This window comes from Enterovibrio norvegicus DSM 15893, assembly GCF_900115495.1.
Lineage (GTDB): Bacteria > Pseudomonadota > Gammaproteobacteria > Enterobacterales > Vibrionaceae > Enterovibrio > Enterovibrio norvegicus.
In genome coordinates this window covers 133856-147556 of the sequence record NZ_FOWR01000009.1, presented here as the reverse complement: position 1 = coordinate 147556, position 13701 = coordinate 133856, and the positions used below count along the sequence as shown (strand labels likewise).

Sequence of the window (13701 nt, the reverse complement as noted above, 5' to 3'; positions counted from 1 at the left end):
CGAGCTGAGAGACCACCTTACTCATCGATAGATGCCGATAAAGTGACATTCCCACGACGCTCCACACCATCAGTTCCATGGGGAGCCTACGCTTTCGAATCGTCGTGACGCCTGTGTCTTCAAGGCATTGATTAATGAGAGCGGGGCACAGGAGATCTGATAGGCCATTGAGTTGGTCAGCAGAAAATTGGTGTATTCGGTCGAGGGCTTGTCTTAAGAACATAAAAAAATCCGAGTGTAGAAATACACTCGGATTTTGCCAGCCTCTCAGGATCGTTCAACCGATCATTTTTTGCTTAACTGATCGGCATTAAGCCGAATGGCTCCCTTTTTTATTTTGTGTCACGCGAGGAATAAGAATGCAGCGCGTGTCATTCAATGCTAATCGTTAAAACTTACTTTCAAAGCAGCAACTAATGAGGTTGCGACGTTAGAATACGAAGCGCTTCTTTTGCATGTTCTACCGCATCACGACCGATGGCAGTGAGATAACCACCATCGACTTCTGTTACTAATTTTTTCTCGAACAAACGTTCAGATGCCGCAATCACAAGTGGATCCGCATCGCTGTGAACTTTAATTCCCGCCATATCCGATGACAGTGTAAATTTTACCAACAAATTCATTTCGTCAATCAGTTCTGAAGTAAATGGCATAAGCCCTCCGTTATCTTCTATATCACGTGCTTTTCCAGACTATAGTCCGTGCTTCAAACTGTAAACTGTGCCGAGATCAAGAACTGATCGATCAATCCCTAACTTTTCCTGCAAATATCGATAACTGAGAATCACTCCACATCCTAGGCTTTTTTCTCTCGCCAAATGGCAATTTCGTTGCCAGCTTCCGGCTCAAGGGGGATCAATTGGGATAACACCAGCGAACTGACCGCTAACGCTGTGCCAACTAAAAACACGGACGTCGGCGAATAAAGCCAAACCAGCCCTAATGCAGCGGGAATAACAACTGCAGCAATATGATTAATCGTGAAGCTCACACCCGCCGTAGAAGCGATATCTTCTGGATCAGCAATTTTCTGAAAGTACGTTTTAATCGCGATAGCCATGGCAAAGAAAAGATGATCAACCACGTACAGTATCCCTGCGAGTGCGCTGCTTTCTACAAACGCATAACCCGTAAACACACACGCTAATCCAACATATTCAACCGTCAACGCGCGGCGCTCGCCTACCTTACCAATCCACGCACCAATTTTGGCAGCGAACAATATATTGAAAACATAATTGATGATAAAGAGAAGGCTGACATCCCCCACTGAATAACCAAATTTCTCCACCATCATAAAACCGGCAAAGACGATAAAGATCTGACGCCTTGCTCCACTTAAAAATGTCAGGCTGTAGTAAAGCCAATAACGGCGACGGAGTATCAATTTTTTGGTTTGTGCATGTGGCGATTCAAAAGAAGGAAAGCTCAACCACAGAAATAGCACTCCCAATAGGCCGAAGAAACCAAAGACCATATAAACAGTGTTGTACGACACTGCAAGCCATTCCATGAGCAACCAAACCGTACCATAGGCAATCAAGCTGGCCCCACCTTTCCACGCAAGAACCCTTCCCATGAAATGCGCACTTTTGTCTTTATCAACCCATTGCAAGGTCAGTGACTGATTCACCGTTTCAAAATAATGGAAGCCAATGGACATCACCACGGTGGTGAGATACAAGCCCCACTCGTTCGGAAACCACCCGGTCACCGCGACGCCCACACACATGACAGCCAAGAAAATAAGGGCGAACGATTGTTCTTTAAACCACAGTAGTAGGTAAATCGCGGTAAACGCGAGAAAGCCCGGTACTTCACGCAGGCTTTGTAAAATCCCGATTTCCTTCCCCGTGAACGCCGCCCTTTCCACAACAAAGTTGTTTAAAAGCACATTCCAAACGGAAAAGGTCATGGCCATGATAAACGCCATACCAATAAGAAGATTTGTGGGAGTTCTTAATGCATTCACACGCACTTACCTTGAATTCAATGGGAAATATAACAGGCTGCCACTCTAACCAGCTTTTCACCGATAAGCTATTGAGAAACGTTGAACAATTACGCCAGAAATTTTGAACAAAAAAAAGCAGCCACCGAAGTGACTGCTATATCGAACTTAGCGTTGCAGAAATTACGCTTGAATACCCACAATCAACCATGGCGCATTAGGTTGCGTCATATCGCGCTCTAAGTGCCAAATATCAGTGATATCTTCTTCAGTACCTTCCTGGCGGTCACAGTAGCGGCCACTAAATTGAAGGCTAAGCTGTGCACGATTGCTATCATTATCAGCACGTACAATTTCAGCATCGACATACATCACTTCAGTATGTTGTTCGCCTTCCAGTTTACGACGCTCTTCTATCAAATCGTTGTATAACTCTGGGGTTACATACTCTTGAATGGTTTCAAGTTGATTGTGGTTCCATGCACCTTGAAGGATACGGTAATGCTCGCGCGCACCGTTCACAAAAGACACCATGTCAAAGTTAGGTGGGAAGTTAAAAGGCACGTCATTGTTTACCGCACCAAAACCACCCGTTTGTGACGTTGCCGCCGACTCGCGAAAAGCAGGTTGCTGCTCTTCGTGGTAATAACCTTTCTGCTGTTGTGGCTCACGACCACCTGCATAGGCTTGTTGATTGGGTCGGTTGATAGAGCCATTTTTGGCCGCCATCATGCTCTTAAAGATTTTGAACAATACAAACGCGACAACAGCAATGATAAGGAAGTCCATCATCTGGAATCCTTCGAATGCGCCGCCCATCATGGCCGCAAACAAACCGCCGGCCAACAGACCGCCAAGCAAGCCGCCCATCAAACCTTTTTTCATGCCTGATTTAGCCGCGGAGCCATCATTTTTTTTGTTGATTGAATTTGTATTTGTTGGCTGAGATTTTGGTGCAGGTGCAGTCTTAAAGCTTTTGCCAAAAGACTTACCACCACCGAATTTCTTTGCTTCAGCATGCGGGGCAGAAACCACCACGACAAACATCAGCGCAAATAAAGCAAAAAAGCGTTTCATCGCGAACCTTACTTAATCAATTCGTTACAGTACATGTAACAACGAGGGTATACCCGTGTGTTTGAAAGTCAAACGTTCAGGACGTAGAAAGTGTTACTAATCGTTTAGTTTCAATACGCCTTATCGTTTGAATTAGGCCAAAATTTCACATCGCTTGGCAACAATAAGACAAAATTCATGTCAAAATATCATTAACGTCATCTACTTCCCGTGTGAGTTACTTTACACTCAGGCAGATTTCATTAGTTCAGGACATTTACATGAACGACACCCATAGCAAAGTCATTGGCTACATACTTTGGATTTTTGGTTTTCTTGGCGCACACCGTTTTTATTATGGAAAACCGGTGACCGGCACCATTTGGCTATTTACGTTCGGCCTTTTCGGTATCGGTTGGCTGATTGACCTCTTTCTTATCCCTTCGATGGACAGAGAAGCCGATCTGCGTTTCCACAGCGGCCAAACCGACTACTCAGTGGCTTGGATTTTACTGACATTTCTTGGTGTGTTTGGCATTCATCGCATGTACATGGGCAAATGGCTAACAGGTATTCTTTACCTCTGTTCGCTAGGCTTATTTGGCATAGGCATCATTTACGACTTTTGGACACTAAACGACCAAGTTTCCATCAAGAATAGCAACAAATTCTCTCACTAAGCACGATTCTTAAGGCAAGTTATGCAAACTGAGAGGCGCATGGCTTGCCCTTTAGAAAGTTGGCTCCTAGAATATCGAACATTGTTCACTATTCGCAGCATGAAGTAATGGCACGCAGGAACGACCACAGTAGAGAAGAACTTATAGAGATGACGCTGAATTGCGTCGAAGCCTATCTGAAAGACAATCCCTACCACTCACTGAGCCTGCGAAAAGTCGCTGCGATGATTGGCTACGTGCCAAGCACGCTCGTTAATGTGTTCGGCAGTTACAACATTCTCCTCTTACATGTTGTTGCACGCACCTTGGATGACCTTCGTCGCCAAGCACAAGAAAAGCTGCAATCTTCCACCGATCCAAAAACATCGCTATTCCTGCTCGCTCAAGTCTACTTGGATTTTGCAAAGGCGAACCCCTACCGCTGGCAACTGGTGTTTGAACACAGTATGAAAGGCAATGACATGCCGGACTGGCACAGCGATCGTATTCAAAACATGACAGGTATTCTTGAAACGCTCCTACACAAACTGTCCCCGTTAAGAAGTGACGAATCGGTGGTTGAAGCAAGTCGCGTTCTATGGGCGGGCGTTCATGGCATTACATTGCTGAGCGTCGACGACAAGTTCTTTACAGATGTCCCCGTTAATGGCCAAGAGTTGATCAACAACCTGCTCACTGGATACTTATCAAGCTGGGTTGCCGCGTAGTAATACCAAACTACCACTAGGAAGAAGCGATGAGCACGCAATCAACACTGCTAAAGCAACGACGTTTTCTTCCTTATTTTGTTACGCAAGCACTAGGGGCATTTAACGATAACGTTTATAAAAACGTACTCCTCATTTTGGTGGCGTTCACGGCACCAGGCGCACTTGGGGTCAGCACCGATCTTTTTATCAACCTTGCTGCTGGTCTCTTCATTCTTCCCTTTTTCCTTTTCTCTGCGTTTGCAGGGGAGCTCGCTGACAAATACGAAAAATCCCGCTTCATTCGGGTTGTTAAGCTCGTCGAAATCGCCATCATGAGCCTCGCAGCTCTCGCGTTTCTATTCGAAAGTTATCTCGTTTTGCTCTTTTTACTTTTCTTGATGGGCACACAATCTGCCTTCTTCGGCCCCGTCAAATATGCGCTCTTACCACAAACATTAAAGCCAGAAGAATTGGTGCCCGGAAATGCATTGGTTGAGACGGGTACATTCCTCGCTATCTTGCTCGGCACGATTGTCGCTGGGATGATAGCAAATCTCCCCAATGCTCAACTTATCGCAGCGATGGCCATCGTGGCATTTGCCGTCATGGGGTATCTCAGCGCCCGCGCCATTCCACCAGCCAACGCAGGTAATCCCGATCTCCGCATTCGTTTTTCACTTCGCCAGCAAATGAAAACAACGTTGGGTATCGCAAAACGCGATAAGGTGGTGCTGCAATCCATCATGGGGATCAGTTGGTTTTGGTTTCTTGGCGCAAGTTACCTCACCCAATTTCCAAACTACGCCAAGCTCCATTTAGGCGGCAATGAAGCGTCCGTGTCCTTTTTGCTTACGCTTTTTTCAGTAGGCATTGCCATAGGGTCGCTGCTTTGTGACAAGTTATCAGCACACCGAATCGAACCTGGAATTGTACCTATAGGCAGTCTAGGGCTCACCGTTTTTGGCGCGCATCTTTTGTTCTCTACACCCGATGTTCCACCCCAGACTGACACCTTCTTGGCATTCATTTCTGAACCTTCACTTTGGTGGGTATTTGCTGATTTAGTTTTCATTGGTATTTTTGGCGGCATCTTCATTGTGCCTTTGTATGCCTTGATGCAAAGCCGTTCAAAAGAAAGTGAACGCTCACAAGTGATTGCTGCGAACAATATTTACAACGCTTTATTCATGGTGAGTAGCGCCATTCTCGCCATCGTACTTCTAGGTGTTGTAGGGCTAAGTATCCCGGTCTTTTTCTGTATTCTTGCTGGCCTGAACCTATTAGTTGCCCTTTACGCTGGAAAGCAGGTACCGCTGTTCGCGCTTCGCTTTGTTATCTGGTTTCTCAGTCACAGCTTTTACCGCGTGAAACACAAAAACCTCGCTAACATCCCCTCAGAAGGCGGCGCGTTGTTAGTGTGTAATCACGTCAGCTATGTTGATGCCCTATTACTTGCCGGTGCGTGCCCAAGGCCGATTAGATTTGTAATGGACGAAGATTACTATCACTTACCTGTACTTAATTATTTCTTCCGCGCAGCCAAAGTGATCCCGATAAAGCTCACTAGCGGCTCTATTCGTTGTGCGCTAAAAGAGATTAAAAAGCAGCTAAGCGATGGCGAAATTGTCTGTATTTTCCCTGAAGGGCACTTAACACCCGATGGTGAAATGCAGCCCTTCAAACGCGGAATTGGATTGATCTTAAAACAAACCCCCGTGCCTGTTGTTCCGATGGCATTGCAAGGCTTGTGGGGAAGCTACTTCAGCCGAGAAGGCGGGCGAGCGCTACTCAAATTGCCGTGCCGATTTTGGTCGAAGGTCACTGTTTCTGCTGGCAACGCAGTGCCACCGCAGGATGCAAGCTGTGCGACCTTGTTCGAAGAGGTAAAACAACTTCGTGGTAATGTTCGCTAATCACTCAAACAGGAAGTGGTAATGGTTGTGAAGCTAGCCATTGAGCGAGGCCGTTGCGAGAAAGCTTAATGCCAGACACACCGACATTCTCTGGCAAAGACAGTACAGCTTGCGGACATTGGTAAGCAGGTACTTGCTGCTTCGCCCATTCAAGAAAAGCATCATGTTCGACCCTACCTTGAACGACTGCCACTGGCACTTGGCCCCAACGTTCATGATCAACCGGTAAAATGATGAGTTGCAGAACCCCCTCAAATTGACCGAGCACACGCTCTACAGCCTCAGGTTGTACATTCTCTCCACCGCAGACAAACATGTTATCCAGTCGACCTAGAATCTGAAGTTCATGGCTTTCGTCGCACCATCGCGCTTTATCTTTGGTCGCAAACCAATGTTCAGTGAGCGGATGTATCTCCCCCTTCACCATATACCCTGCAGCTAGCGTGCCCCCTTTTACCAACACTTCCCCCGCATCCGATAAACGCACCTCTCGGTTGGGTAACACATCACCAACGGTCAATCGTCCATCGGCGCGTTTAGCGGAAATGGTTGATGCCATTTCTGTCATCCCATAGCCACACCAACATTGAATGCCCATGCGCTCTGCGTCATCCACCAGTGGTTGAGGTATGGCTGCGCCGCCAAGCAAAACGGAACGCAAAGACTGAGGCTTACCCAAAGAAACGACACGCTGTAATTGCGTTGGCACCAGTGACGCGTGCGTCGCGCCATCGAGAGCGCAAATAAGGGTATCACCTTTGGTTTCCGCGATTTTTAAGACGGCACCGTTTAAAAGCCAACGCCACACAATCGCAAGGCCGGACACATGAAAAAGCGGCAATGAAAGCAACCAGCAATCGGCGTCATTAAAGGGCATCAAAGAGAATAAGCCCGCTGCGCTCGATAGGTGATTATCCGCAGTATGGACCACAGCTTTTGGCAACCCCGTAGAGCCGGAGGTTAGCGTTAACGTGAGGCATTCTTCTGAGATAAAAGACACAACAGGTGCCTGGTCATATTTTGTTAAATCGTGCCTTTCAAAAGGCAAAGATGCATCGACGTTTGTGAAGACATCATCAAATGATAAACAGTGCGAAATGCCAATGTCTTCAAGCAAAGTGGCTTGAAACTCAGGTGAAAATGCAGGGTTTACCATGAGCGTTTGCCAGCCCGATTGCCAGGACGCCAACATGTTCACCAAATCACAATAGCGGTTGTCACCGACAATAGCGATACGCTCAATGTGGTTTTGAACATCAGAATGCTGAAAGGGATGACGCTGAAGTGTATTTTGTGCGCGAGAGATGTCTCGGCAAAGCTGTTGCCAGCTCACCGCGACATCATCAAGCACAATGGCAGTTGCATCAGCGCGTTGTTCTCGCCAGTGCAACCAAGGCCACGTTGGGAAGTTTATTGGCTGGATGCTTGCCATGCGATACTGCAATCTGACAACGGTGTCGTTGGTAACGTGCAATTTGGCCAAGGCACTTCCAACTGCGTTTGGAAGAGATCAATCGTGTCCAACCCCGGGATTGTCGAAGGCGTTAACCAGTGAGCCACCCTCGCCAATTGGTTTAAACCAAAGCTAGATTCCAAACTGGAACTGATCACCACCTCCAGTCCCATGTCGTGGGCCTGAGCGACAAGACTTTTTACTTTCGCCAGTCCGCCAATCAAGGTGGGTTTAATCACGATGGCTTTGAGGCCATCAGCGGCTTCAAGCTCAAAGCCTTCATCGCGTAAGGTTTCATCCCACGCTACTGCAATGCCGGAATCTTTCGCAAAGGCGAGGCTTTCTTCTGGCGACGGGCAAGGCTCCTCCAAGAAAGCAATGCGTTCACGGAAAGCGGGATGTACATACTTTGCGAACTGAGCAGCTTTCGCAGGCGTCCACTGACGGTTCGCATCAAGACGAAGCAACAGATCTGGGATCACCTCAAGGAACATGTTGGCGACCATGCCATCGCGTATGGCTTCATACAAACCCACTTTGATCTTGGCGACTTTCTGCCCCGGCATGTCTGCCAGTTTCTGCACTAAATCATCAGGGTCGCCGCTGCACAGCGGGGCAACAACGAAGTTACCTTCCGCAGGAAGTTCACCGGATAACTCAGCCATTGCCATACTGATGCCAAAAGCAACTGAAGGAGATAAAACATCCCAGTCGATTGCCTGACCTGCTAACCAATGATTCAGCATAACTTGGGCTTGTTCACCGGCTTGCTCTGCCGTTTCTTTGCTGAATTCTGGCAGTGGCGCTATTTCACCTCGTCCTATACGCTCGCCATCACGAAGCTCCACAATGAAACCAACACGTTGTGTGAGTCGGGTGTGGCGCAGGATCACGCCACTGTCCATAGGAAGATCGTAGCGATAAAGCGTTGCGTGTTTCATCGCTTCTTCCATTAAGGGTTACGGGGGAATTTGTCGAAATCAGGACGACGCTTTTCGTTGAATGCGTTACGACCTTCTTGGCCTTCTTCTGTCATGTAGAACAACATGGTTGCGTTACCTGCAAGCTCTTGAAGACCCGCTTGACCATCACAGTCTGCATTCAATGCTGCTTTCAAACAGCGAAGCGCCATCGGGCTGTGCTGCAGCGTTTCGCGACACCAGCGCACGGTTTCACGCTCAAGCTCTGCATAAGGCACAACATGGTTTACAAGCCCCATGTCCAGTGCTTCTTGTGCATCATAGAAACGACAAAGGAACCAAATCTCACGTGCTTTCTTCTGACCGATGATGCGGGCCATGTATGAAGCCCCCCAACCACCATCAAAAGACCCCACTTTAGGGCCGGTTTGACCAAACTGCGCGTTATCAGCAGCAATGGTCAAATCGCACATCATGTGAAGAACATGGCCACCACCGACAGCATAACCCGCTACCGCGGCAATCACTGGCTTCGGACAAGTGCGGATTTGACGTTGGAAGTCCAACACGTTTAGGTGATGCGTACCTTCGTTGTCACGGTAGCCGCCGTAGTCGCCACGAATTTTCTGGTCACCGCCAGAGCAGAATGCATGCTCGCCTTGGCCCGTTAGGACAATCACACCCACTTTTTCGTCATAGCGTGCGTCAGACAGTGCTTTGATCATCTCGTTAACCGTCTGAGGACGGAACGCATTACGCACTTCAGGGCGGTTAATGGTAATGCGTGCAATACCTTCCGCAGACTTGTGATAAAGAATGTCTTCATACCCTTCAGAGCAGTCAGCCCACTCAACCGGTGCGTATAGTTCTTGTTCGGTCAAACCTGTTGTAATCGCCATAATGGCTCCATTGAATCGTCAAATTAAACGGTAGTGATCAGCTTTTTTATCAGCTGGCTAAACAGCCTAGGCTGCTCAGCATGAATATTGTGTCCCGCGTCTGGGACGACATTGAACCTAAACCCCGACCGCGCGGCGACGGCACAAAACTTGGTGTCGTTTTGCCCGCACACATAGTGCAAAGGCAGTTCGCATTGCCGTAACGGCTCTGACAGTTCAGGTTGCTTTGATAGCGATGTAGCACGCAACATACTTGCCACTTTAACGCCGAGATTATCACTACGAAGTGCGACAAAACTTTGTTTTTGCGCATGATTTAGTGAGGAAAAAACGGGTTGTTCATACCAATTCTGAAGCACGTCAACAATGGGCTCGGACTCAAAACGGTGTGCCCATCGGCAATCATTTTGCCAACGAGACTCGCGCTCACTATCAGGTAGCCCAGTGTGGCCGCTTTCAATCAGTAAGCCTCGCAGGTGGGTTGCTTTTTCACTTGCTCCGTCAGCCTGATGACTCGCGGCAATCATCATCGCAAGCCTTGCACCTAGCGAATACCCCACAAGCCAATACGCCCCTTGCACGTGCTTCTCTATGATTTGCATGATCAAGGTATTGGTGTGTTCAAAACTCACAGGGGGAATGTGTTTACTTTCACCGTGCCCCGGTAAGTCAATCGCGAGACAAAAGTGATCTTGCGACAACGCTTCGGTCACGGCTTTCCAATCATCAGCACTGCCAAGCAAGCCATGCAGAAAAACCAACGCTGGCTTTTCAATTTGCCCCGTTGCTTTAGAACCCAACAGCTCGCAGGGTGATAACGTCTCATTCCTGAATGAAGTCATTGGCATCTCTTTAAAACAGCGATGTCTTTGCAATATCAGTGAACAAGGCGTTTAAGTGAGCACCAGACTCCCCTGCAGGAACACGAAGTTCTATCAGCGTGGTTCCTGCATGTTTTTGCCCTTCCAAACACGCAAAACGCGCCGCTTCCAAGGTTGTTGGACACTGATACTGAAGGCCGAACATGGCCGCTGCATGAGAGAATTCGAAGCCATGTGGCATGCGATAAAAAGCATCTTTGCTTTGTTGTGGGACAGGTAACATATCAAAAATACCGCCCCCATCATTGTTCACCACAATAACCACTAAGGGATAGGGGTTGTGAGCCAGTAAAGCGAGACTGTTCAAGTCATACAGCGCAGACGTATCACCCATCAAACACACCATGGGTTTTTGTTGAGCGCGTTGAACACCCGACGCCGTGGCAATAAGGCCATCAATACCCGATGCGCCTCGATTTGCATAAACATGCAGCTCGGGAAGGCGCACGCACATATCTAACAAGCGAATCGCTAGGCTATTGCCGATAAACACATCGCTGTTTTCATGCAACCAATGTGGGAAATCTGCCGCCATCGCAAGCTCTGACAATTGTTCATTTTTGAGCGCGTGCTGATTCACACATTCCAAGTAGGCTTTGCTTGCCAAAGACAAAGCCGCTGCCCAATCGGCATGTAGAATTTCTGACGCTGTGTCACTGAGCTGTGAAGCAATAGATACAGGCCTACCAATGATGCGGGTTGCTTTACGATGACGTGGATCTAATCGCCCTGGATGCTCATCCACCAGCCAGTACTCACCATGAAAACCATCGAGAAATTGCCCTAACCGCTTCGAGACCAATCGCGCGCCAAACTGCAGCACGCTCTCTGCTTGAGCCAGAAATTCTGCACAGGCAGGGTTTTGCATCCAGCCATCAAACCCGGCGAAATCAGACCCCATGCCCGCTTGTGGGTCGCACAGTATCGGCCAGGCCAGTTTATCTGCCAACGCTTGGATGGCAGCCCTGTCTTTTCGGTTCACCCGCCCAACAATAAGCACGCCTTTTTTCTGTTGCGCGGCATACCATTTTTCATTGATGAAAGACGCAGACAAAACCAGTTCGTCATCGTAAGCACTGACAAAAGACAAATACGGCGTCTGACCACGAAGCCACTCTGCAACAGGGGCAAGATACTCACTGGTATCCTCAAGTTCGCCATACAAGGGCTCAGGATAAGGGCAGTTGATGTGCAGACTGCCGCCAGCCAGGGATTGCTGATGCAAGCTCTCATCAAGTGTCGACAACAGCCATGCTGGTGTCGTTAACTCTGAAGGCGAAGGCAAATCACACACGGTATCGGCATGGTCACCAAAAATGCCGCGCTGACTAATGGCTTGGTTTGCGCCACATTGAATCAGCTCTGTCGGGCGGTCGGCAGTGAGCAGAATCAGCTTTTCACGCGTCAGGCGACTTTCAGCCACTGCTGGCAGTAAGTTGGCAACCGCAGTACCTGATGTCACGATAACAGCCACGGGTTTTTCGGAGGCTTTCGCTAGACCTAGCGCAAGAAAACCCAGCCCTCGCTCATCAAAATGCGTGTGGAGATTTAAGGGTAACGCACCTTCTTCGCGAAGCGCTTCTGCTTCGAGCGTCAAAGGGGTTGAGCGTGAACCTGGTGCAATGCAAACGTCAGTCACGCCAGCACGTTGCAAAGACATCAACACAAGTTTTGCCCAAACGCGGTTCATGGTTGATTGCTTCATCCCGCTTTTTGCTCCATATCGATAGCATTACTCATCGGCAGCATCGAACGTTTTTTCTCAAAAGGCAGTGGATCAAGGACAGGCGATAGCAGGCTCATCAAGGTAGACATTTTACGATCTAACTCTTTCCATTCTGTCTCAGGTTCTGAGCCAGGCACAATGCCCGCGCCAGCAAACAAGTGCAGCGTATCATTCATCACGAGTGCACTTCGGATGGCCACGCAAAATTCACTGCGTTCTCGCCCTAGAAAGCCCACAGCACCGCTATACCAACCACGGGCAAACGGTTCATTTTCAGTGATAAATTTGACGGCGTTATCGCGAGGTAAACCGGCAATTGCAGCAGTGGGCTGCAACATGTCTAACAAGTCAGAACTGGACACGTCATTGTGCAGCTCTGCCTCAATATCACGCTTTAGATGTTGTACTTTTCGAAGCTGCACCAGGTGCGGAGAACCTTCCACCGTCAACGCGATACTGTTGGGCAACAAACGGGATTCAATGTCTTCAACAACCAGACGGTTTTCGTAGATGTTCTTTGGATCGTTGAGCAACCATTGTGCCAAGGCTTTATCGTCTTGCGCAGTTTTACCACGCCCAATAGTGCCAGCAAGGGCTTCCGTTAAGAGTGCCTGACCTTGTCGGTTAAACAATCGCTCAGGGGTCGAACCCACAAAGCTATGTTTTTCATCTAACGCCAACAAGAAATGAAAGTTTGCGCTGTTTTGCTCACGGCTTGCTTTTAATAATTGTGCCGCTGAAATGTGGCGATCGAGCGTCAACGACGTTTTTCTTGCGAGAACCACTTTTTGCAGATCAGTGCTGTCTATTTCGGCCAAGGCTTTTTCAAGCATGCTCGACCACTGCGGATACGAAGGTGAGTGCTCGGCGTCAAGGATGTCACACTGCGGACGAGCCAACGTCGACATCGAATCAGACAGCTTGTTCAACGCAGCGCGCGCTTTCCCTATGTCATCGCCCGTATTGAGCGACAAATACCAGGTCTCACCAACGCGTGATAACTCTATCTGTGGGAGGAAAAAAAATGACTGTAAGCAGCGCTGATTGCGCTCAGTGCGCCCATCAAACGAGCGACCACCCCAGATTCGCTGCCCGTCTTCCAATACCAACTCAGCGGAATAAGGATTGGAAAACGTTCTGACCTGACCCAGCGCAACGGTTTCTTCTGCACCATCGCGAGACTGCCAATAAAATTTAGGGAATAACGGCTGAGCGTCTAACCATTCAATCGGATCGACATGGTCAGACAATGTTAGATCGACACTGAGTCGTGGTGGAAGCGCAGACAAAGTAGACAACGCGTCACAAAGTCGCCCAATCGCTTGGATCAATTCGGTCAAGTTAACCTCACTAACACCTACAACCTAAAGCTAATAGACCGAATCCATGGTGTAAGGCTAGCCGCGAAAAATCCTTTTACGCCGGTTGCGATGGTCTTATTTCTTCGTTGTGCGCTTTGTTTCCCGATACGCCATGAGCAAATCACCCTAATTAGCGTGTTTTCTCATCAAAAAACGATAAAGCGCGGCA

Annotated in this window: 13 protein-coding genes; 3 read left to right on the top strand and 10 right to left on the bottom strand. The window is 48.4% G+C overall.

Annotation, left to right across the window (positions count from 1 at the left end):
- The 4 genes from BM082_RS07840 to BM082_RS07825 all read right to left on the bottom strand — a co-directional run.
- On the bottom strand, nt 1–223 hold a 223-nt coding region (locus tag BM082_RS07840; RefSeq protein ID WP_208862520.1), incomplete at its 3' end, for a transposase domain-containing protein.
- Nucleotides 224–413: 190 nt separating this feature from the next.
- On the bottom strand, nt 414–656 hold the full coding sequence (locus tag BM082_RS07835; protein ID WP_017008483.1) for a TIGR02647 family protein: 243 nt from the start codon (nt 654–656) through the stop codon (nt 414–416).
- 143 nt (nt 657–799) lie between these two features.
- Nucleotides 800–1936: an MFS transporter gene (locus BM082_RS07830; protein ID WP_277814633.1), complete on the bottom strand. Its 1137-nt coding sequence runs from the start codon at nt 1934–1936 to the stop codon at nt 800–802.
- 201 nt (nt 1937–2137) lie between these two features.
- Entirely contained in the window at nt 2138–3031 is an 894-nt protein-coding gene (locus BM082_RS07825; protein ID WP_074926414.1) for a Tim44 domain-containing protein, read from the bottom strand.
- A gap of 260 nt (nt 3032–3291) precedes the next feature.
- Here BM082_RS07825 and BM082_RS07820 point away from each other — a divergent pair, with 260 nt between their 5' ends.
- The 3 genes from BM082_RS07820 to BM082_RS07810 all read left to right on the top strand — a co-directional run bounded on the left by BM082_RS07820 (nt 3292) and on the right by BM082_RS07810 (nt 6292).
- Nucleotides 3292–3690, top strand: a complete 399-nt coding sequence (locus BM082_RS07820) for an NINE protein (protein ID WP_017008480.1) — start codon at nt 3292–3294, stop codon at nt 3688–3690.
- 107 nt (nt 3691–3797) lie between these two features.
- Nucleotides 3798–4397 carry a TetR/AcrR family transcriptional regulator gene (locus BM082_RS07815; protein WP_035017550.1) on the top strand — a complete coding sequence of 200 codons (600 nt, stop codon included), beginning with the start codon at nt 3798–3800 and terminating at the stop codon, nt 4395–4397.
- Between the two features lie 29 nt (nt 4398–4426).
- On the top strand, nt 4427–6292 hold the full coding sequence (locus tag BM082_RS07810; RefSeq protein WP_074926411.1) for an MFS transporter: 1866 nt from the start codon (nt 4427–4429) through the stop codon (nt 6290–6292).
- 4 nt (nt 6293–6296) lie between these two features.
- Here BM082_RS07810 and menE read toward each other — a convergent pair whose 3' ends face one another.
- From menE to BM082_RS07780, 6 genes are read right to left on the bottom strand one after another with little or no spacing between them, the layout of a single operon-like run.
- A complete protein-coding gene (gene menE / locus BM082_RS07805) occupies nt 6297–7775 on the bottom strand; it encodes an o-succinylbenzoate--CoA ligase (RefSeq protein WP_229491721.1) in 1479 nt (492 codons plus the stop codon).
- A complete protein-coding gene (gene menC / locus BM082_RS07800; RefSeq protein ID WP_074926404.1) occupies nt 7703–8686 on the bottom strand; it encodes an o-succinylbenzoate synthase in 984 nt (327 codons plus the stop codon). The genes menE and menC overlap by 73 nt, the downstream gene beginning before the upstream one ends.
- 11 nt (nt 8687–8697) lie before the next feature.
- Nucleotides 8698–9564, bottom strand: coding sequence for a 1,4-dihydroxy-2-naphthoyl-CoA synthase (gene menB / locus BM082_RS07795; RefSeq protein WP_074926400.1), 867 nt, complete (start codon nt 9562–9564; stop codon nt 8698–8700).
- 23 nt (nt 9565–9587) lie between these two features.
- Nucleotides 9588–10406 (bottom strand): 2-succinyl-6-hydroxy-2,4-cyclohexadiene-1-carboxylate synthase, encoded by an 819-nt coding sequence (gene menH, locus BM082_RS07790; RefSeq protein ID WP_074926397.1) that lies wholly within the window; start codon nt 10404–10406, stop codon nt 9588–9590.
- 10 nt (nt 10407–10416) lie between these two features.
- Nucleotides 10417–12150 carry a 2-succinyl-5-enolpyruvyl-6-hydroxy-3-cyclohexene-1-carboxylic-acid synthase gene (gene menD, locus BM082_RS07785; protein ID WP_074926393.1) on the bottom strand — a complete coding sequence of 578 codons (1734 nt, stop codon included), beginning with the start codon at nt 12148–12150 and terminating at the stop codon, nt 10417–10419.
- On the bottom strand, nt 12147–13511 hold the full coding sequence (locus BM082_RS07780) for an isochorismate synthase (RefSeq protein WP_074926388.1): 1365 nt from the start codon (nt 13509–13511) through the stop codon (nt 12147–12149). The genes menD and BM082_RS07780 overlap by 4 nt, the downstream gene beginning before the upstream one ends.
- Nucleotides 13512–13701: the final 190 nt, after the last annotated feature.